Below are 19633 nucleotides of genomic sequence, written 5' to 3' on the forward strand. Positions count from 1 at the left end.
AGGATAAGGACATGTATGATATTTCACCAGAGGAATTAAAAGATTATAGTGCATATACGATTGTGGATATCAGGGATGATATGTCATATGCATACGGACATCTGCCGGATGCAATCTCTGTGCCGCAGGCAGAGCTTTCCACGTATATCGATGAGTGGAAGGACACAGGGAAGGTACTGATCTATTGTAAACGCGGAGAAGCAAGCGCAGATGCGGTGTTGATGCTGCGGGAAGAGGGAGTAGAAGCTTATAATTTAAAGGGCGGCTATATGGCATGGCTGTTGCTTGCCATGCAGGAACCGGTGGAACAGACAGATGTGGATTTTGCAAAGGATGTAGAGGAAAGCATACGAAAGCGGTTCCGGAAGAAAATCTGGTGTAAGTTCACGAAAGCAATCAATGAATATGAACTTGTGAAACCAGGTGATAACATTGCGGTATGTATCTCCGGAGGGAAGGATTCAATGTTGATGGCGAAGCTGTTTCAGGAGCTGAAACGGCATAATAAGTTTCCGTTTGGCGTACAGTTTCTTGTGATGGATCCGGGGTATAGTCCTGAAAACCGGCAGGTGATTGAGACAAATGCGAAGAACCTGAATATTCCAATCACGATATTTGAGTCGGATATATTCGAGTCGGTCTTTCATGTGGAGAAATCGCCTTGTTATCTGTGTGCGCGTATGCGGCGTGGCCATCTGTACAGTCAGGCGAAGGCACTTGGCTGTAACAAGATTGCTCTGGGACATCATTATGATGACGTGATTGAGACAATCCTGATGGGAATGTTATATGGAGCACAGGTGCAGACGATGATGCCGAAGCTCCATAGCACAAACTTTGAGGGCATGGAGCTGATCCGCCCGCTGTACCTTGTGCGTGAGGATGATATCAAGGCATGGCGCGATGCGAACCATCTGCATTTTATCCAGTGTGCCTGCAAATTTACAGATACCTGTTCTTCGTGTGATAAGGATGGACAGAGCAATTCCAAACGTCTGGAGGTAAAGAAACTGATCCATGAGCTTGCAAAGACGAATCCGTTTGTGGAAGGAAACATCTTCAAGAGCGTGGAAAATGTGAACCTGAGTACGGTGATCGCATACAAGGAAAATGGTGTGAAGCATCATTTCTTAGATGACTATGACAAAGAGTGATGAAATGATAATGAAGCACGTTGATGCGTACGCAGGTCATCATGCTGTCGCGTGGTGACATATGAAATGATGACGGAATATGTTATTTCGGAATTAAAAAATATGTAATGAACAGTTGCGGAACGACATGAAATGAATTTATTCACCAATTGAGAATACAAGAGAAAAAGGAGACGAGAGAAAATGGGAACAATGCTAGAACTTGCAAATGAGATTATAGATGGTAGAAGAATCACAAAGGACGATGATCTGTCGATATTCCTGACATGTGATCTGGATGAGCTGCGGGAAGGTGCAGATAAGATCCGGGAATATTTTATCGGCGAAGATGTAGACTTATGCTCGATTATCAATGGCCGGAGCGGAAGATGTCCGGAAGATTGCAAGTTCTGTGCACAGTCCGCTCACAATCATACCAATTGTGAGATATATGATTTCTTAGATGAAGAGAAGATTATGGAGGCGTGCCGTTTTAACGAGGAACATGGGGTACACCGGTTCTCGATCGTGACAAGTGGACGTGCACTTACCGGGGAAGAATTCGAGAAGGCAATCCATGCATTTGAGCGGATGCATAAGGAATGTAAGATTGACCTTTGCGCGTCTATGGGATTTTTGACACCGGAGCAGCTGCACCGTCTGCATGAGGCAGGGGTGACAAGCTACCATCATAATATTGAGACTTCGAGAAGAAACTTTCCAAATATCTGTACTACACATACTTATGATCAGAAGATCGAGACGTTAAAGGCGGTCAAGGCAGAGGGTATGTGTCCTTGCTCCGGTGGTATCATCGGCATGGGTGAGACTTGGGAGGATCGTCTGAGCATGGCAGTGGATCTGGCAGAAGCAGGTGTAGAGTCTATCCCAATCAATGCACTGATGCCAATCAAGGGAACACCGCTTGAAGACCGGGAGTCTCTTACCGAGGATGATATTCTTCGTACAATTGCATTCTTCCGATATATAAACCCGGAGGCAAATATCCGTCTGGCAGCCGGACGTGCACTCTTGACAAACGATGGTGAGATTGCATTCCAGTCCGGTGCATCTGCGACAATCACAGGTGACATGCTGACAACCGTTGCCTGCGCAACAATCGCAAGCGACAAGGAAATGCTGGCAAAGCTTGGAAGAAATGCAACCCCGGCATATGAAAATGAGAAATAGTTGAAAACAAATTGAAAAAAACTATCAAATAGTCCTATTGACAAATACCCCCTACCGGTATACATTAAATACCCGTAGGGGGTATTTGATGTATGGAAGAAAAGAAAGAAGAAAAGAATTGTCCTTGCTGTTCTGGGAAACATAAAGAACGACAGGAAAAAGAAAAAAAAGATCTGATGAATCGTCTGAAGCGGATCGAAGGACAGGTGCGTGGCATCGAGAATATGCTGGAGAAGGATGCATATTGTACGGATGTATTGATACAGGTGTCTGCGGTTACATCCGCACTCAACAGTTTCAATAAGGTACTGCTTGCGAATCACGTAAAAACCTGTGTGGCAGATAACATCCGTCAGGGAAACGATGAAGTGATCGACGAGTTAGTAAAATTACTACAAAAGTTAATGAAGTGAGAGTAAGAAGGTATAAAGAAAAATTATATATGAGTTGTATGGAATTACCAAATCTAAAGCAGACCGTTGAAGCACGCTGGCACTTAACGAACAGCTGCTTGCTGCTGTGAGTTTAGTACCACTGCGTGTTGAACCGAGCGAGAGCGTGTCTGCGTAGATTGGTAATTCCATACAACTCATTGGAAAGGAGAAAAATTATTACATGGAACAATATAAAGTGAAGGGTATGAGCTGCGCCGCCTGCAGCGCGCGTGTCGAGAAAGCAGTTTCTGCGGTGGACGGCGTGACAAATTGTACCGTGAGCCTGCTTACCAATTCGATGAGTGTGGAAGGAACGGCAGATGCAGCGACGATCATCCGGGCGGTCGAAAAAACCGGCTATAAAGCATCGAAGATGAAAGCCGGAAAGCAGTCCGGCGGTGCGGCAGATGAGGAAGATGCACTGAAAGATACGGAGACACCGTTGATGCGGAAACGTCTGATTGCATCGGTAGTTTTGCTGATTCCGCTCATGTATGTGTCGATGGGACATATGATGTGGAACTGGCCTCTGCCGCCGTTCTTCGAGGGCAATCACGTAGCGATGGGTCTTGTACAGCTTCTGTTTACGATTACGATTATGGTCGTAAACCAGAAGTTCTTCGTAAATGGATTCAAGGGACTTATACACCGGGCACCGAATATGGATACGCTTGTGGCACTTGGCTCTGCTGCATCGTTTATCTACAGTGTGTATGCACTGTTTGCAATGACCGATGCGGTTGTCAAAGAGCAGGAGACACAAGTCATGCACTATATGCATGAGTTTTACTTTGAATCCGCGGCGATGATTCTCACACTCATTACCGTAGGTAAGATGCTCGAAGCAAAATCAAAGGGCAGGACGACCGATGCATTAAAGGGCTTGATGAAACTTGCACCGAAGACAGCAGTTTTAGTGAAGGACGGTGTTGAGCTGACCGTGCCGATCGAGCAGCTCCATATCGGAGATTTGTTTGCGGTCCGTCCGGGCGAGAATATTCCAGTGGATGGATTCGTCAAAGAAGGAAGCAGTGCGGTCAATGAATCCGCACTGACCGGTGAGAGTATCCCGGCCGATAAGAATCCGGGCGATCCGGTATCCGCTGCAACACTCAACCAGTCCGGATATCTGCTCTGTGAGGCAACCCGTGTCGGTGAGGATACGACGCTGTCACAGATTATTCACATGGTAAGTGACGCGGCGGCAACAAAAGCACCGATTGCGAAGGTTGCAGATAAGGTATCCGGCGTATTTGTACCGGTCGTGATCGGTATCGCCATCGTGACATTTATAATCTGGATGCTTGTAGGAAGACCGGTAGGATACTCGCTTGCAAGAGCAATTTCGGTTCTGGTTATCAGTTGTCCGTGTGCACTCGGACTTGCGACTCCGGTTGCCATCATGGTCGGAAATGGTGTGGGTGCAAAGCATGGGATTTTATTTAAGACAGCTGTTTCTCTGGAGGAGACAGGAAAGGTACAAATCGTGGCACTCGATAAGACCGGTACGATCACAAAGGGCGAACCACGTGTAACGGATATCTATCCGGTTGGCTGTAAGGAATCCTATCTGATGCATGCCGCATATGCATTGGAACAAAAAAGTGAGCATCCGCTTGCGAAGGCGATCATCGCATGGGGCGATGTGAATAACCAGACAGAAGCAGGTGTCGAGGAATTTCAGGCAGTTTCCGGAAATGGTCTGATGGGCGTCCGGAATGGAAAACGTCTGCAGGGTGGAAACTGGAAGTATATTTCCGGGCAGATCAAGATAGCAAAAGAGGAAGAAGCTGAGCTTTGTAAGCAGGCAGATGTCTATGCAACCGAAGGAAAGACACCGTTATTTTTTGCAGAGGATGGAAAAATCCTTGGAATGGTGGCAGTTGCCGATGTGATGAAGGAGGACAGCCCGGAAGCAATCGCGGAGCTTAAAAATATGGGAATCCATGTTGTCATGCTGACCGGTGATAACGAGCAGACCGCACAGGCAATCGGCAGACAGGCAGGCGTGGATGAAGTGATCGCAGGCGTGCTTCCGGATGGTAAGGAGGCTGTGATTACCAATCTGCAGAAGAAAGGAAAGGTTGCGATGGTCGGCGATGGCGTGAACGATGCTCCGGCACTCACACGTGCAGATATGGGTATCGCAATCGGAGCCGGAACGGATATTGCTATTGACGCGGCAGATGTTGTACTGATGAAGAGTAGGCTTCTCGATGTGCCGGCAGCAATCCGGCTTAGCAGGGCAACCTTACGAAATATCCATGAGAACCTTTTTTGGGCATTTATTTACAATATTATAGGAATCCCGCTTGCAGCAGGTGCGTGGATTCATTTATTTGGCTGGACATTGAATCCGATGTTCGGTGCAGCAGCGATGAGTCTGTCAAGCTTTTGTGTTGTGACCAATGCACTTCGTCTGAATCTGTTCAAATTCGGAAAGAAGCAGCGGGAGACAGCATAGGAGAGGTTGACATTCTATATAAATTCATGTAGTTTAAGGAGGAAAACAAAATGGAACAGATTATTGCAAAAATCGATGGTATGATGTGTGGTATGTGCGAGTCGCATATGAATGACATGGTAAGAAATAATTTCAAGGTGAAGAAAGTCAGTTCTTCCCATGCGAAGAAAGAGACTGTAATCGTAGCAGAGGAAGGCTTCGATGATGCAAAATTCACAGAAGAAGTCGAGAAGCTTGGCTACAAGGTGCTTGGCATCGAACATCAGCCGTATGAGAAGAAAGGGCTATTTCACAGAAAATAGCAACGAGTAGATGAACGCGGGAAAGAAACTTAGAAAGTTCATATTTTTAAATGTATTTGCGATGATGGGCATGTCGTGTTATATCCTCGCAGATACATTTTTTATCTCCGTGGCAAATGGACCCCTTGGTATTGCGGCATTGAATCTGACACTGCCGGTCTATGGGTTGTTATTTGCCATTGGTTCGTTAATCGGAATTGGTTCTGCAACGCGGTATTCGCTTTGCAGAATGACTGATAATGAGACATCGAAGCTGTATTTCTCGAATGCTTTGATGTTTGCGGTTCTGATCGGAATCGGATTTACTCTGCTTGGATATTTCTTTCCGGCTTCGATCCTGAAACTGATGGGAGCGGATGCGGATATCCTGTCAATCGGAACCGAATATCTGCAGATTGCGATGCTTTTTTCCCCGTTTTTTATTGCGAACTATGCCTTTACTGCGTTTGTAAGAAACGATAATGCACCGAATATTGCGATGGCGGCAACCTTACTTAGCAGTTTGTTCAATATTGTGTTTGATTATGTATTTATGTTTCCGATGCATATGGGAATGCGTGGCGCGGCACTTGCAACCGGTGTATCCCCCATTGTCAGTATCGGTATCTGCATGATCCATTATTTATCGAAGAAAAATACGATTGTGTTCAAATGGCATCTGCCGAGCTTCAAACTGCTTGCTTCCGCAGCAAGCCTTGGTGTAGTGGCGTTTGTAGGTGAGATCGCGAACAGTATCACGACACTTGTGTTTAATTTTATTCTGCTTGCGTTATCCGGAAATAACGCAGTTGCCGCATATGGAGTGATCGCGAATATCGCACTCGTCGGGACGGCGATTTTTAACGGTGTATCACAGGGATTACAGCCGCTTGCGAGTACTTCTTACGGACAGGGAGATAAAGAAGATGTGCAGAAGATTCTGCGGCAGTCACTTGTGATTGCAGGAATCCTGTCGATCGTGCTTGTGTCTGCGGTGTGGGTGTTTGCACAGAGGCTGGTTGGAATTTTCAACAGTGCGCAGTCGGTGGATTTAGCGAAGTTTGCCGTGCCGGGACTCCGGATTTATTTTTTAGGTTTCTTAGTGGCGGCGGTCAATATTGTGCTGGCGGGATTTTTCAGTGCGACCGGACAGGCGCTTGCATCTTCGCTGATTGCGGTATCACGTGGGATTATTGTAATCAGTCTGATGGCATTCGTGTTGTCTGAGATGTTCGGCGTAACCGGTGTCTGGATGGCATTTCCGGTTACAGAGGTCGTGACATTTGGAATTGCGATGGTGATTCAGGGTGTGAGTAAAAGGAAAGAATAGGAGTGGCGTATGACATTACAACAGCTGCGGTATGCAGTGACAATTGCAGATATGAAATCAATGAACAAGGCAGCAAGTGAGCTATTTGTATCGCAGCCGGCATTATCGAATACAATTCATGATTTAGAGGAAGAATTACAGATAGAGATATTTTTGCGGACGAACCGCGGCATCGTGGTGACGACGGAGGGCGAAGAGTTCTTAAGCTATGCCAGACAGATGGTGGAACTGCAGCAGATGATGGAAGAGAAATACCTTGGTGCCGCAGAACATAAGCGGAAATTTAGTGTATCCATGCAGCATTATTCCTTTGCGGTCGAGGCATTTATTAAGTTGGCGCGGAATTTCTCGCTTGACGAGTATGAGCTTGCTGTCCATGAAACGAAGACGGGAGAGGTCATTGAAAATGTCAAGAACTTCCGGAGTGAACTTGGCATCCTGTATTTGAATAGTTTTAACCAGAAAGCGTTGCAGAAGGTATTCGATGCAAATGAACTGGAATTTAAACCGTTGTTTGATTGTGCGGTCTATGTGTATCTGGCAAGTGGTCATCCGCTTGCAGGGAAGAAATCTATTTCTTTCTCAGAATTGGAGCCATATCCGTGTCTGTCGTTTGAACAGGGAAATAAGAATTCTTTTTATTTCGCAGAAGAGGTATTAAGTAACCTCGAATACAAGCAGACGATCAAGGCGGACGACCGTGCAACGATGTTAAATCTGATGACCGGGTTAAATGGTTATACACTTTGTTCCGGTATTATCTGTGAGGAATTAAACGGAGATGGTTATACGGCAGTGCCGTTTGCAGCCGAAGAGACAATGACAATCGGATATCTGAAACGGAAGGGAATCCCGCTCAGTCATCTTGGAAGCCGATATATTGAGATCTTGAAGCAGTATGAGAAAAACTGCAGATGAAATTTATTCTCATTTTAAAAGCGGGTGGTTTCGTTGACTTTTGAAACATGTCTTATTATAATTTTTCATGGATAAAAGCAAAGAATTAAGGAGGCATTCATAGCAATGAGTGAGTTGATTTATTTAGATAATGCGGCGACAACGAAAGTTGCACCGGAAGTATATGAGGCAATGAATCCATATTTCGAAGAGTACTATGGAAATGCAGCAAGTGTATACCGCTTTGCAGGTGAGAGCAAAAAAGCGGTGGAAGATGCCAGAAAGGAAGTTGCAGATTTCCTTGGTGCTAAGCCAAATGAGATTTATTTTACAGGCGGCGGAAGCGAGTCTGATAACTGGGCATTGAAGGGACTGGCATTTTCACTGCGCAACAAGGGAAAGCATATTATTACATCTGCGATTGAGCATCATGCAATCCTGCATACATGCGAGTATCTTGAGAAGCTTGGCTACGAGATTACCTATGTCGGTGTGGATGAGAATGGTATCCTGAAGCTTGATGAGCTGGAGCAGGCAATCCGTGAGGATACAATCCTGATTTCTGTTATGTTTGCAAATAACGAGATCGGAAGCATTCAGCCGATTAAGGAGATTGGTGAGATTGCGAAGAAGCATAAGGTGTTGTTCCATACGGATGCTGTACAGGCATACGGACATGTGCCGATCAATGTTGATGAATATCATATCGACCTTTTGTCAGCCAGCGGTCATAAGATCAACGGACCGAAGGGAATCGGTATTTTATATGTAAGAAACGGTGTGAAGATCGAGTCATTCGTTCATGGTGGTGCACAGGAGCGTGGGAAGCGTGCCGGTACACACAATACACCGGGTATCGTAGGCTTTGGGCGTGCAACAGCACTTGCAAAAGAGAAGATGGAAGCACGTACAAAGAAGGAAGTCGAGCTGCGTGATTATCTGATCAAGCGTGTCTTAGACGAGGTTCCATATACGAAGTTAAACGGCGACAAGGTAAAACGTCTGCCGAACAACGTGAACTTCAGTTTCCAGTTCATCGAAGGGGAGTCACTTCTGATTATGCTTGACCAGAAGGGCATCTGTGCATCCAGTGGTTCTGCATGTACATCCGGATCACTCGATCCATCGCATGTATTGCTTGCCATTGGTCTGCCACATGAGATTGCACACGGATCACTTCGTCTGACATTATCCGATGAGACAACAAAGGAAGAAATCGACTATACAGTGGAGGCAATCAAGACAGTTGTAGAGCGTCTACGCAGTATGTCACCGCTTTATGAAGACTTCGTGAAGAAGAACAAGCAGTAAGTTCATACACGGGATACTGATTATATTTAGGAGGTAATGACGATGAGTCAGATTATAGATTACAGTGAAGAGGTTATGGAACACTTCACAAACCCAAGAAACGTAGGAGAAATCGAGAATGCCAGTGGTGTCGGTACAGTCGGAAATGCAAAGTGCGGCGATATCATGCGTATTTATCTTGATGTCGATGACAACCAGATCATTCGTGACTGCAAGTTCAAGACATTTGGCTGTGGCGCGGCAGTTGCAACAAGCAGTATGGCAACGGAGATGATCAAGGGCAAATCTATTCAGGAAGCACTGAAGCTTACGAACAAGGCGGTTATGGAAGCACTTGGCGGACTGCCGCCGGTTAAGGTACATTGTTCTCTGCTCGCAGAGGAAGCGGTTCACGCAGCGCTCTGGGATTATGCACAGAAGCATAATATCACGATTGAAGGCCTGAAGCCACCAGTCAATGATATTGATGAGACCGAAGCGTTTTATGAGATGCCGGGTGCAAATGATTAGAAAATAATTTTTGTGTGATGGCTTGCCACAGACGAGTATGTATTGATTTACCGGGGATAGATATATGGGAGGAAATCTGTGATTTATACAAGTATGACAATCAAAGCAATGAAGCTTGCTTACAAAGCACACGAAGGTCAGGTGGATAGAAGCGGTGTGCCGTATATCTTTCATCCGATTCATCTGGCAGAACAGATGGATGAGGAGATAAGCTGCACGGTGGCGCTTCTTCATGATGTCGTGGAAGATACGGAAGTCACACTTGCACAGTTAGAACAGGAATTTCCACCGACTGTAACAGAAGCTGTGCGTCTTCTGACACACGACAAATCCATCGATTATTATGATTATGTCCGGAATTTGAAACCGAATGTGATAGCAAAGAAAGTAAAACTCGCAGATCTCGCGCATAATTCCGATGAGATCCGCTCGAAAGCGGCCGGCTGTTCCGAAAAGCAGATTCTGCATTGGAGAGAAAAGTACAGCCGGGCAAAAGAAATTTTGTTATCTGAGTAAAACATCAGTGGTTCTCTTTGACCTGGGTGCAGGATTCCCGGATGACAAGAGGACATGGAATCTTAGCTTTTAATGGTGTCTTGATGCTTAAGTTCGATGCAACATAGACAAGATTCGCACCATGTTGTCCCATATCATAGGATGGGGCATGGATGGTTGTAAGTGGAGGGGTTATGAATGTACTGGACTCTTCATCGTTGAATCCGACGATGGAGATATCCCGTGGAATTTCATATCCCCTTTCTTTGATTGCTTTCATGGCACCTAATGCAATCGCATCGTTTGCTGCAAATACAGCTGTTGGCAGGTCGCTGCTGTCGAGAAGATCCATCATCATATCATAACCGGACTGCGCGGTGAAGCTGCCTTCCCGCACATACGTCACGGCATCCATTTCCCTATGTTCCATGTATTTCTTATAAGCAACAGTTCTTGCGTCAACAAGACGTTCCCCATCTCCTACATATTCACATCCGACAAGCAAGGCAATCTTCGTATGACCAAGTCCGGTCAGATAGTCCATGACGTCATAGACGGCACGTTCAAAATCAAGCGTCAGGGATGTAATGTTATATTCATCGACAACCATATCCAAAAATACAATATTGCTGCAGATGTCAAGAAATGTATCAATTTCTTTTTTAGAGAACTTTCCGAGACAGATTAATCCATTCACCGAGGCAAGCTGCTTAAGACCATCCGGCTCATTTGGAAAAATACGTACGACGCGGATGGCATTTTTCATACAAAAATCTTCCACACCCTGTCTGACACGGAGATAGTAGCTGTCCTTTAATTCCTGTTCCGCCGTATACCAGAGTACAATTCCCATTGTAAATGTATTTTTTGCCATCGCTTTTGTGCGGGAGGATTTGGTATAGTTCAATTTCCTGGCAATCGCAAGCACATGTTCCCGCGTTTCCGGAGCAACACTTAAGGTAGCATCATTATTTAAAATTCTGGATACGGCGCCTGCCGATACACCAGCTTCTTTTGCAATATCACGAATGGTAGCCATAGAAAACTCCTTTCAAAATGTTTACTAAACAAAATATACCACATATAATATAAAAAAGTCTATATTAATTTGAAAAATATTATAGTAAACTTTAGTAAAATAGTTGACATGTTTACTAAACGCATGATATATTGGGTGTAACAAGGAGGAAACGGTATGATTGTATTCGGAACCGGTTCCGGCGGCTTACTGCAACGAGATAGTTATACATGTGATTAAAGGAGGAACGATATGATACAGACAACAGAATTAAAGAAAAATCTACAGGCAGGTGCATATGATGATGTATTGCTTGATATCTATGTGGATGCAGATGTGCTTCCATATCAGAAGGATCGTTATGTAGCAGCGATTGAAACATACGAGAAGTTATATGGAACAGATGCAGTGGAAATCTACAGTGCACCGGGCAGAAGTGAGGTTGGAGGAAACCACACCGATCATCAGCATGGTGAGGTACTTGCGACATCCATCAACTTAGATGCAATCGCAATCGTGAAAAAGCTTCCGGATATGCAGATCCGTCTTGTATCGGATGGCTATGATGAGATTGTAATTGATGGAAATGATCTTTCTTTGAAGGAAGAGGAGAAGGAAACGACAACCGCTCTGATTAAGGGTGTGCTTGCGGGAGCGAAGGAACGCGGCTACGCAGTTGGTGGATTCCAGGCATATATCACAAGTGATGTCTTGATCGGGGCAGGACTTTCTTCTTCAGCGGCCTTCGAGACAGTGATTGGAACAATTGTTTCTTATCTGTATAATGATGGTGCGATTGATGCAGTCACAATTGCAATTATCGGACAGTATGCAGAGAATGTGTATTTCGGAAAGCCTTGCGGACTGATGGATCAGATGGCATGTTCGGTAGGAAATCTTGTACACATTGATTTTGAAGATGTGAAAAATCCGAAGGTAGAAAAAGTAGAGTTCGATATGAATGCATACGGATACAGCCTTTGTATCACAGATACGAAGGGTTCCCATGCAGACTTGACTGCCGATTATGCAGCTATTCCAACGGAGATGAAAGCAGTTGCATCGTATTTTGGCAAGGAAGTTCTGCTTGGACTTACGATCGAGGATATCTTAAGTCACGCACAGGAGCTACGCGAGAAGCTTGGGGATCGTGCGGTACTTCGTGCCCTGCATTTCTTGTGCGAGGATGTGCGTGTAGAAGAGGAAGTAGATGCGTTAAAGGCAGGTGATATCGATGCGTTCTTGCAGAAGGTAAAGGAATCCGGTGATTCTTCGTTCAAATATCTGCAGAATGTCTACACAAGCCATGATGTGATGCATCAGAATGTGTCACTCGCACTGGCGGTCAGTGAGATTTCGCTTGCAGATGGGGCTGGCGTTGCCCGTGTGCATGGCGGTGGATTCGCAGGTACGATTCAGGCTTTTGTAAAAAATGATGCTGTGTCCGGATATCGTGCAGCGATGGACCGGTTATTCGGTGCAGATTCCTGCAAGGTGCTGAAGATCCGCAAGTATGGCGGTATGAAGGTGCTGGCGTAATTTTTGCGATGGTAGTGATGTGACAGGAAAGAATGTTGATATAGAAGCATGATGATTTGAAAAGCAAGTGACATCACATATATAAAATTTCCGGTTTAGATGAAACGGACGTTTTGATTGTAAAATAAGATGGAAGATAAAGAATGGAGGAATCACTATGATTACAGATTTGATTCGTGAATTAGTGATATATGGTAAAAACAATGGTCTGATCTGCGAGGCAGATGAGGTGTATGCGACGAACCGTCTGCTGGAGTTGTTCGATGTAATGGAGTACGAGGAGAATCCGGAGATTACAGAGTCAAGAGCTGTCTGTGAGATTCTTGAGGATATGATGGTGTATGCGCATGAAAATGGCATTATGAAAGAAGATACCATAACAGCAAAGGATTTGTTCGATACGAAGATTATGGGCTGTATTACGCCACCGCCAAGTGTAGTACGGGCAGAATTTGCGAAGCGTTATGCGGAGAGCCCGAAGGAAGCAACCGATTATTATTATCAGTTCAGTCAGGCTACGAATTATATCCGGAAAGACCGTATCGCAAAGGATGAGAAATGGGTGACAGACACCGAATATGGTCCGATCGACATCACAATCAATTTGTCCAAGCCGGAGAAAGATCCACGCGATATCGCGAAGGCCGGACAGGCGAAGAAATCAGGATATCCGGCTTGCCTGCTCTGCAAGGAGAATGAAGGCTACGCAGGACATTTCTCACACCCGGCAAGACAGAATCACCGTGTAATCCCGATCAAGCTGGATGGACAGAACTATTATTTGCAGTATTCGCCTTACGTATATTACAACGAGCATTGCATTATCTTCAATGAGCAGCATATCCCAATGAAGATTGATTATGCGGTGTTCCGTAAGCTTCTGGATTTTGTCAGACAGTATCCACACTATATGGCTGGTTCCAATGCAGATCTTCCGATCGTTGGAGGTTCTATCTTAAGCCATGATCATTTTCAGGGTGGTGGCTATGTGTTTGCTATGGCAAAGGCAGATTATGAGCGCAAGTTTGTGATTCCGGGATTTGAGAGTGTCACAGCAGGTATCGTGAAATGGCCAATGTCGGTCATCCGCTTACAGGGCGATGATATGGAAGAGATGGCGAAAGCAGCTGACCATATTCTCACAAGCTGGCGGGCATACACGGATGCGGATGCATTTATCTTCAGTGAGACGGACGGTGTTCCCCATAATACAATCACACCGATTGCGCGGATGCACGGGGATAAGCTTGAATTGGACCTTGTGCTTCGGAATAATATCACAACCGATGAATGTCCGTGGGGCGTCTATCATCCATCGGCAGACCTGCATCATATCAAGAAGGAGAATATCGGTCTAATCGAGGTTATGGGACTTGCGGTACTTCCGGCACGTTTGAAAGGCGAGATGGCAGAATTATCCAAGGCTATTTTAGCAGGAGAGGATATCCGCAAGAATGCACAGATTGAGAAGCATGCAGACTGGGTGGATGCATGGATTGATAAGTATGATATTACTGCGGAGAATATCACAGAAATCCTGCACAACGAAATCAGCAAAGTGTTCGTAAAAGTACTTGAATGTGCGGGCGTGTATAAGCGGACAGAAGAGGGACAGGCTGCATTTATGCGGTTTGTGGATTTTTTGTAGGAATAAGGACTGAACATTCTGATAATTATAGTTTTGATTGTGTATATGATTATATAGAATTTTTTAGAAATAATGGCGGAGACAGGAATGCGGTTTATGAAAGGTATTCCTGTTTTCACTTTATGAATTCCTGCTAGCAGGCTGAAATTTTACTGAATTGGAGTAAATGTATGATTTTTGCGGTATTTGCTCCAAATTTGCAAAAACAACGAAAAATTTTATTTGAGTAGATTGCTGCATAATTAGGAATTTACTCCAATTTTAATCAGTAGCAAATTTTCTGTATGGAGCAAGTATATGAAAAAAGAAGAAAATACTCCAAACGCGGACTCAAATAGGGACTCATCCAGTGCGCGAGACGGTGCATGGCGTCTAGTGGACGCCACGCTTATGCACTGATTGAGTCGGCAGACAACAAGATTGAACCTTCGAGCATAGATGTGTTCAAATATAAAAAAAGAGGATGTCTCACCTGGATATCCTCTTATATATAAAATATAAAAGAGCGCGAGACGGGAATCGAACCCGCGACCCCCTCCTTGGCAAGGAGGTGCTCCACCGCTGAGCCACTCGCGCATATAAAACAAATTATTTAATTTTCAGAGAGCGCGAGACGGGGATCGAACCCGCGACCCCCTCCTTGGCAAGGAGGTGCTCCACCGCTGAGCCACTCGCGCATTTTGTCGTTTTGTACTTCGTACCGACGACGTGTTATATATTAGCATAGTAGTTATATATGTGTCAACAATTTTTTGTAAAAAATTTTAAAATTGTAGCTTGCTTTATACAGGTATTTCTCCTATAATTGAGTATCATTATAAAGATTATTATTGAAGGGGCGGTAAAATGTCTGAGAAGATAATAAAGAATCAGGAAGAAACAAAAGAAGAAACAAAGACTGAATCCGAAGAGATTGTAAAAAAAGAAGAAACGAAGACCGGGTCTGAAGAAATCGTAAAAAAAGAAGAAACGAAAACCGGGTCTGAACAGATTGTCAAGAATGAAGGAAAAGAAGTACCTGAGAAAGTGGATGCAAATCCATCGTTCTGGTCAAAGGTAAAGTATTTTTTGAGGTATTCGATTCAGACATGGATTGTACGGTGTTTTCTGATTGCATTTGGTCTGGAGCTTCTCATGGAGATATTGGGAAGGCGGTCGCTTGTACTTGGTGTGAAGTTTATGGTGTCTTCGCCAATCGTATTTTTATATAATACCTCCATTATATTCTTTACTTTATTGTTTGCGTTGTTCTTAAGAAAGCGGGTATTCGGTATCGTGCTGATCAGTATTGTCTGGCTGATCTGCGGTTTTGCAAACTTTGTGGTACTTGGCTATCGTATCACACCATTTGCGGCGATTGACCTTCTGATGGTGAAGGACGTGATATCCATGCTGGACGTATATTTCTCTAAGGTACAGCAGGTGCTTTTGGTCGTGGCAGCGGTGGCGGTGATCGCCGGAATCGTGATTTTGTTCCGGAAATCTCCGAAGTTTGAGGGGAAAAAGCATGTCATGCGGACGATGGTTGTTTGTATTGTTATGTGGATAGGCATTATGCTCTTTACGAACTTTAATGTGAGCCATAACATCATCTCGGACGATTTTGCAAATCTCGGTATGGCATATCAGGATTATGGATTTGCTTATTGCTTCACGAACAGTATTATTGACAATGGTATTTCAAAGCCGGATGATTACGATGAAACGACGATGCTCCATTTGCGGAATAAGCTGAACAGTGAGGAACTGGAAGCAGATACATCGAAGAAAAAGACACCCAATATTATCTGTGTACAGTTAGAATCGTTCTTTGATCCTAAGGTTGTGAAGGGATTGACGCTCTCGGAAGATCCTGTTCCGAATTTTACAAGATTGAAAGAAAAATTCCCGTCCGGATATCTGACGATGCCTGCACTCGGTGCAGGTACCGCAAATTCGGAATTCGAGGTTTTGACAGGCATCCGATCGGCGTATTTTGGAGCAGGAGAGTATCCATACAAGACGACGGTGAATAAAAAACCGATTGAAGGCATGTGCAGCCTGCTTGAGAAGGAAGGCTATCATACTTTCGCCATGCATAACAACAAGTCCTCGTTCTATGACCGGAAGGATGTTTATAATGAGATGGGGTTTGAGCGCTTTATCTCGCTTGAATATATGTACAATGTAGAGAAGACTTCAACCGGTTGGGCGAAGGACGAAATATTGGTCAACAATATTAAAAACTGTCTGCGGAGTACGGAAGGTCAGGATTTTGTATTTACAATCAGCGTGCAGGGACATGGAAAATATCCGGAGGAGTTAGGTGCCTGTGATGAGAAAATCAAAGTCAGCTATCCACAGGATCCAGTGAAGGAAAATCAGCTCACGTATTATGTAAATCAGTTACATGAAATGGATCAGATGATTCATGATTTGATTGATGCACTTGATAGTATAGGAGAAGATTATATTCTGCTTTTATATGGAGATCATCTGCCAACGATCACATTTGATGATGATCAGTTACCGCACAGCCAGTTTCAGACAGAATATATTCTGGTCAATAATATGAATCTGGATATCCCGGATGAAGATATCCGGGCGAGCGAGGTATCGACAAAAATATTTAAAGCATTGAATCTGAATATGGGATATGTGCAGCGGGCACACTGCTTGTATCAGGATAACGAAGAAGAACTTGACCATGCGGTGACATTGCTGGCATATGATATGCTGTTTGGAGATGATTATGTCTATGATGGTCAGTCGCCGGTTCCGGAAGTTGGGGAAAAACCGATGATTATGGGACTGGAGGAGATTGGAATCAGCCGGGTATCAAATGAAGGTGATCATGTCGTAGTCCGTGGTAGAAACTTCAACGAATATTCCAAGGTGTATGATGGAGAGGATGAATTAGACACGCTTTATGTTGACCGCAATACATTGATGGTACAGGGAAAGATATTAAGTGATGGTGCCTTGATTACGGTCAAACAAGTGGATAACTCCGGACATGTGTTAAGCTCGTCTTCGGACTATACATTTCACTGAGATGCAGATCCACTGGTTTAATGACAAAATTAACAACAATTTGGATTTAGTGTTTGAATACTCGATATAGGTATGCTATAATTATCGTTAACCTATTTCAAAATAATACTAAGGAGAGGGCACATGGTACCTGCAATTGATGTAAAGCACATTAACCCTTTTTTGCAGTCGAGTATTTCTATTGTAGAAAGTGTTACTCAGGTGAAGATGACAGTCGGCAAGCCTGAGATGACAGATTTTCATTTACATGACAAATATTATGCAATTCAGGTCGGCGTAGTGGGAGAAATGAAAGGTCAGGTAATTCTGGCAATCCGGGAGAACAATGCAAAGGATATTGCATCCCGTATGATGTTCGGAATGCCGGTCAATGAGTTGGATGAGATGGCATCCTCCGCATTAAATGAACTGGGGAATATGATTATGGGGAACACGGCAACGATTTTTTCCACACTTGGAATTATCATCGATATTACGCCGCCGCTTGCTGTATATGGCAATGACTTACAGTTGAAGTCGGATATAGATGGAATTAAAGTACCTTTGATGTATGGCGGGGAAGAATACATCGGACTTTACATCTGCGTTTACGAGGATAAGTAATACCTGAACCTTCATCGGTTCGAATTACCTAATATAATCAGACTAAAGAAAGGAAAGGAAAAAGACAAATGGGTAAGATTATTGGTAAGGGAATCACATTTGATGATGTTTTATTAGTACCACAGTTTTCAAGTGTTATTCCAAATGACGTTGTTCTATCAACACAGCTCACAAAGAAAATCAGGTTGAATATTCCTCTTATGAGTGCCGGTATGGACACTGTCACAGAGCACAGAATGGCAATTGCCATGGCCAGACAGGGTGGAATCGGAGTTATTCATAAAAACATGTCGATTCAGCAGCAGGCAGAGGAAGTTGATAAAGTAAAACGTTCAGAGAACGGAGTTATCTCTGATCCATTTTCTCTTTCACCGGAGCATACACTTGATGATGCAGATAAGCTGATGGCTAAGTTCCGTATTTCCGGTGTGCCGATTACAGAAAACGGCAAACTGGTAGGTATTATCACGAACCGTGACTTGAAGTTCGAGACAGATTACTCAAAGAAGATCAAGGAGTCCATGACATCTGAGAACCTCATTACAGCAAAAGAGGGTATCACACTCGAGGAGGCAAAGGCAATTTTAGGCAGAGCCAGAAAAGAGAAGCTTCCTATCGTTGACGACAACATGATGTTGAAGGGACTTATCACAATCAAGGATATCGAGAAGCAGATTAAGTATCCAAATGCAGCCAAGGATGCACAGGGCAGACTTCTCTGTGCCGCAGCTGTGGGTGTTACACCGGATATCTGCGACAGAGTAGACGAACTTGTTAAGTCTAAGGTGGATGCAATCGTTATCGATACAGCACATGGACATTCTGAGAATGTTCTTAAGACATTTGCCATGATCAAGGAGAAGTATCCGGATCTTGATGTTATCGCTGGTAACGTAGCTACAAAGTCCGGTACTCAGGCTATGATCGATGCAGGCGTGGATGCCGTAAAGATCGGTATCGGACCTGGTTCTATCTGTACAACGCGTATCGTAGCTGGTATCGGTGTTCCACAGATTACAGCAATCATGCAGGCATATGAGGCAGCACATGCAGCAGGAATCCCAGTTATCGCAGATGGCGGTATCAAGTATTCCGGCGATATCACAAAGGCACTTGCAGCCGGCGCGAATGTATGTATGATGGGCAGCCTGTTCGCGGGTACGGATGAGAGCCCTGGAGATTTCGAGCTGTATCAGGGAAGAAAATACAAGGTATACCGTGGTATGGGTAGTATCGCAGCGATGGAGAATGGTAGTAAAGACCGTTACTTCCAGGCAAATGCAAAGAAGCTTGTACCGGAAGGTGTCGAAGGCCGTGTGGCATACAAGGGTACCGTTGAAGATACTGTATTCCAGTTGATCGGTGGACTTCGTGCAGGTATGGGTTACTGTGGTGCGAAGACAATCGAGGAGCTTCATGAGAAGGCAGAGTTCGTTGAGATTTCAGCTGCTTCTCTGAAGGAGAGCCATCCACATGATATCCAGATTACAAAGGAAGCACCAAACTACAGTGTGGAGTAATCGGAAAATCTCTATATAAAAATCAGAGACATTCTGTGAGAGAAATCTTGCAGGATGTCTTTTTTATGCATTTTTTTCCATATGTATGATTGTATCAAATTCTATACAATTATCCCCCAAAAATATATTTACAAATGATAATTGAAATGTTATATTGCGAAATGGATGGTATTCGAAAGAAACTATACTGGGAAATGAATATGGTGCACACCCCTTTGGTCAGAAG

General features: G+C 44.3%; 16 protein-coding genes and 2 tRNA genes. 15 read left to right on the plus strand and 3 right to left on the minus strand.

What is annotated here, in order from left to right; genetic code table 11:
- Positions 1 to 11 precede the first annotated feature (11 nt).
- From KP625_RS01135 to KP625_RS01180, 10 genes are all read left to right on the plus strand, one after another.
- A complete protein-coding gene (locus KP625_RS01135; protein ID WP_238298810.1) occupies positions 12 to 1154 on the plus strand; it encodes an ATP-binding protein in 1143 nt (380 codons plus the stop codon).
- Between the two features lie 192 nt (positions 1155 to 1346).
- A complete protein-coding gene (gene bioB / locus KP625_RS01140) occupies positions 1347 to 2324 on the plus strand; it encodes a biotin synthase BioB (RefSeq protein WP_370641434.1) in 978 nt (325 codons plus the stop codon).
- Between the two features lie 92 nt (positions 2325 to 2416).
- Positions 2417 to 2737, plus strand: coding sequence for a metal-sensing transcriptional repressor (locus tag KP625_RS01145; protein WP_238298815.1), 321 nt, complete (start codon positions 2417 to 2419; stop codon positions 2735 to 2737).
- 202 nt (positions 2738 to 2939) lie between these two features.
- Positions 2940 to 5222 (plus strand): heavy metal translocating P-type ATPase, encoded by a 2283-nt coding sequence (locus KP625_RS01150; RefSeq protein ID WP_238298817.1) that lies wholly within the window; start codon positions 2940 to 2942, stop codon positions 5220 to 5222.
- Between the two features lie 50 nt (positions 5223 to 5272).
- On the plus strand, positions 5273 to 5524 hold the full coding sequence (locus KP625_RS01155) for a heavy-metal-associated domain-containing protein (protein WP_238298819.1): 252 nt from the start codon (positions 5273 to 5275) through the stop codon (positions 5522 to 5524).
- Positions 5525 to 5534: 10 nt separating this feature from the next.
- On the plus strand, positions 5535 to 6833 hold the full coding sequence (locus KP625_RS01160; RefSeq protein ID WP_238298821.1) for an MATE family efflux transporter: 1299 nt from the start codon (positions 5535 to 5537) through the stop codon (positions 6831 to 6833).
- 9 nt (positions 6834 to 6842) lie between these two features.
- Positions 6843 to 7751, plus strand: a complete 909-nt coding sequence (locus tag KP625_RS01165) for a LysR family transcriptional regulator (protein WP_177970019.1) — start codon at positions 6843 to 6845, stop codon at positions 7749 to 7751.
- Positions 7752 to 7856: 105 nt separating this feature from the next.
- Entirely contained in the window at positions 7857 to 9041 is a 1185-nt protein-coding gene (nifS, locus tag KP625_RS01170; protein WP_238298823.1) for a cysteine desulfurase NifS, read from the plus strand.
- A 42-nt stretch (positions 9042 to 9083) separates the two neighbouring features.
- A complete protein-coding gene (gene nifU, locus KP625_RS01175) occupies positions 9084 to 9551 on the plus strand; it encodes a Fe-S cluster assembly scaffold protein NifU (RefSeq protein ID WP_021985154.1) in 468 nt (155 codons plus the stop codon).
- A gap of 78 nt (positions 9552 to 9629) precedes the next feature.
- Entirely contained in the window at positions 9630 to 10067 is a 438-nt protein-coding gene (locus tag KP625_RS01180) for an HD domain-containing protein (RefSeq protein WP_238298825.1), read from the plus strand.
- Positions 10068 to 10071: 4 nt separating this feature from the next.
- On the opposite strand, the gene KP625_RS01185 is transcribed toward KP625_RS01180, so the two are convergent.
- Positions 10072 to 11085, minus strand: coding sequence for a LacI family DNA-binding transcriptional regulator (locus KP625_RS01185; protein WP_238298827.1), 1014 nt, complete (start codon positions 11083 to 11085; stop codon positions 10072 to 10074).
- Positions 11086 to 11316: 231 nt separating this feature from the next.
- Here KP625_RS01185 and KP625_RS01190 point away from each other — a divergent pair, with 231 nt between their 5' ends.
- Together KP625_RS01190 and galT are read left to right on the plus strand one after the other, a co-directional pair.
- A complete protein-coding gene (locus KP625_RS01190) occupies positions 11317 to 12603 on the plus strand; it encodes a galactokinase (protein ID WP_238298828.1) in 1287 nt (428 codons plus the stop codon).
- A gap of 157 nt (positions 12604 to 12760) precedes the next feature.
- Entirely contained in the window at positions 12761 to 14251 is a 1491-nt protein-coding gene (galT, locus tag KP625_RS01195) for a UDP-glucose--hexose-1-phosphate uridylyltransferase (RefSeq protein WP_177971383.1), read from the plus strand.
- 504 nt (positions 14252 to 14755) lie between these two features.
- Here galT and KP625_RS01200 read toward each other — a convergent pair.
- Both KP625_RS01200 and KP625_RS01205 read right to left on the minus strand, forming a co-directional pair.
- Positions 14756 to 14827 (minus strand) — tRNA-Gly (locus KP625_RS01200).
- 29 nt (positions 14828 to 14856) lie between these two features.
- Positions 14857 to 14928, minus strand: a tRNA-Gly gene (locus KP625_RS01205).
- A gap of 169 nt (positions 14929 to 15097) precedes the next feature.
- On the opposite strand from KP625_RS01205, the gene KP625_RS01210 reads away from it, so the two are divergent.
- The 3 genes from KP625_RS01210 to guaB all read left to right on the plus strand — a co-directional run bounded on the left by KP625_RS01210 (position 15098) and on the right by guaB (position 19407).
- Positions 15098 to 17284, plus strand: coding sequence for an LTA synthase family protein (locus tag KP625_RS01210; protein ID WP_238298830.1), 2187 nt, complete (start codon positions 15098 to 15100; stop codon positions 17282 to 17284).
- 123 nt (positions 17285 to 17407) lie between these two features.
- Positions 17408 to 17887: a chemotaxis protein CheX gene (locus KP625_RS01215; protein WP_177986339.1), complete on the plus strand. Its 480-nt coding sequence runs from the start codon at positions 17408 to 17410 to the stop codon at positions 17885 to 17887.
- 68 nt (positions 17888 to 17955) lie between these two features.
- Positions 17956 to 19407 carry an IMP dehydrogenase gene (guaB, locus tag KP625_RS01220; RefSeq protein ID WP_118734236.1) on the plus strand — a complete coding sequence of 484 codons (1452 nt, stop codon included), beginning with the start codon at positions 17956 to 17958 and terminating at the stop codon, positions 19405 to 19407.
- Positions 19408 to 19633: the final 226 nt, after the last annotated feature.

This window comes from Eubacterium sp. MSJ-33 (assembly GCF_022174665.1).
GTDB lineage: Bacteria > Bacillota > Clostridia > Lachnospirales > Lachnospiraceae > Coprococcus_C.

Excerpts from the sequence above, each read along its gene's own strand:
- guaB (WP_118734236.1), top strand. The coding sequence starts at position 17,956 with ATGGGTAAGATTATTGGTAAGGGAATCACATTTGATGATGTTTTATTA.
- KP625_RS01190 (WP_238298828.1), top strand. The coding sequence starts at position 11,317 with ATGATACAGACAACAGAATTAAAGAAAAATCTACAGGCAGGTGCATAT.
- KP625_RS01135 (WP_238298810.1), top strand. The coding sequence starts at position 12 with ATGTATGATATTTCACCAGAGGAATTAAAAGATTATAGTGCATATACG.
- KP625_RS01210 (WP_238298830.1), top strand. The coding sequence starts at position 15,098 with ATGTCTGAGAAGATAATAAAGAATCAGGAAGAAACAAAAGAAGAAACA.
- nifS (WP_238298823.1), top strand. The coding sequence starts at position 7,857 with ATGAGTGAGTTGATTTATTTAGATAATGCGGCGACAACGAAAGTTGCA.
- KP625_RS01160 (WP_238298821.1), top strand. The coding sequence starts at position 5,535 with ATGAACGCGGGAAAGAAACTTAGAAAGTTCATATTTTTAAATGTATTT.
- KP625_RS01155 (WP_238298819.1), top strand. The coding sequence starts at position 5,273 with ATGGAACAGATTATTGCAAAAATCGATGGTATGATGTGTGGTATGTGC.
- KP625_RS01150 (WP_238298817.1), top strand. The coding sequence starts at position 2,940 with ATGGAACAATATAAAGTGAAGGGTATGAGCTGCGCCGCCTGCAGCGCG.
- KP625_RS01215 (WP_177986339.1), top strand. The coding sequence starts at position 17,408 with ATGGTACCTGCAATTGATGTAAAGCACATTAACCCTTTTTTGCAGTCG.
- galT (WP_177971383.1), top strand. The coding sequence starts at position 12,761 with ATGATTACAGATTTGATTCGTGAATTAGTGATATATGGTAAAAACAAT.
- KP625_RS01165 (WP_177970019.1), top strand. The coding sequence starts at position 6,843 with ATGACATTACAACAGCTGCGGTATGCAGTGACAATTGCAGATATGAAA.
- KP625_RS01145 (WP_238298815.1), top strand. The coding sequence starts at position 2,417 with ATGGAAGAAAAGAAAGAAGAAAAGAATTGTCCTTGCTGTTCTGGGAAA.
- bioB (WP_370641434.1), top strand. The coding sequence starts at position 1,347 with ATGCTAGAACTTGCAAATGAGATTATAGATGGTAGAAGAATCACAAAG.
- KP625_RS01185 (WP_238298827.1), bottom strand. The coding sequence starts at position 11,085 with ATGGCTACCATTCGTGATATTGCAAAAGAAGCTGGTGTATCGGCAGGC.
- nifU (WP_021985154.1), top strand. The coding sequence starts at position 9,084 with ATGAGTCAGATTATAGATTACAGTGAAGAGGTTATGGAACACTTCACA.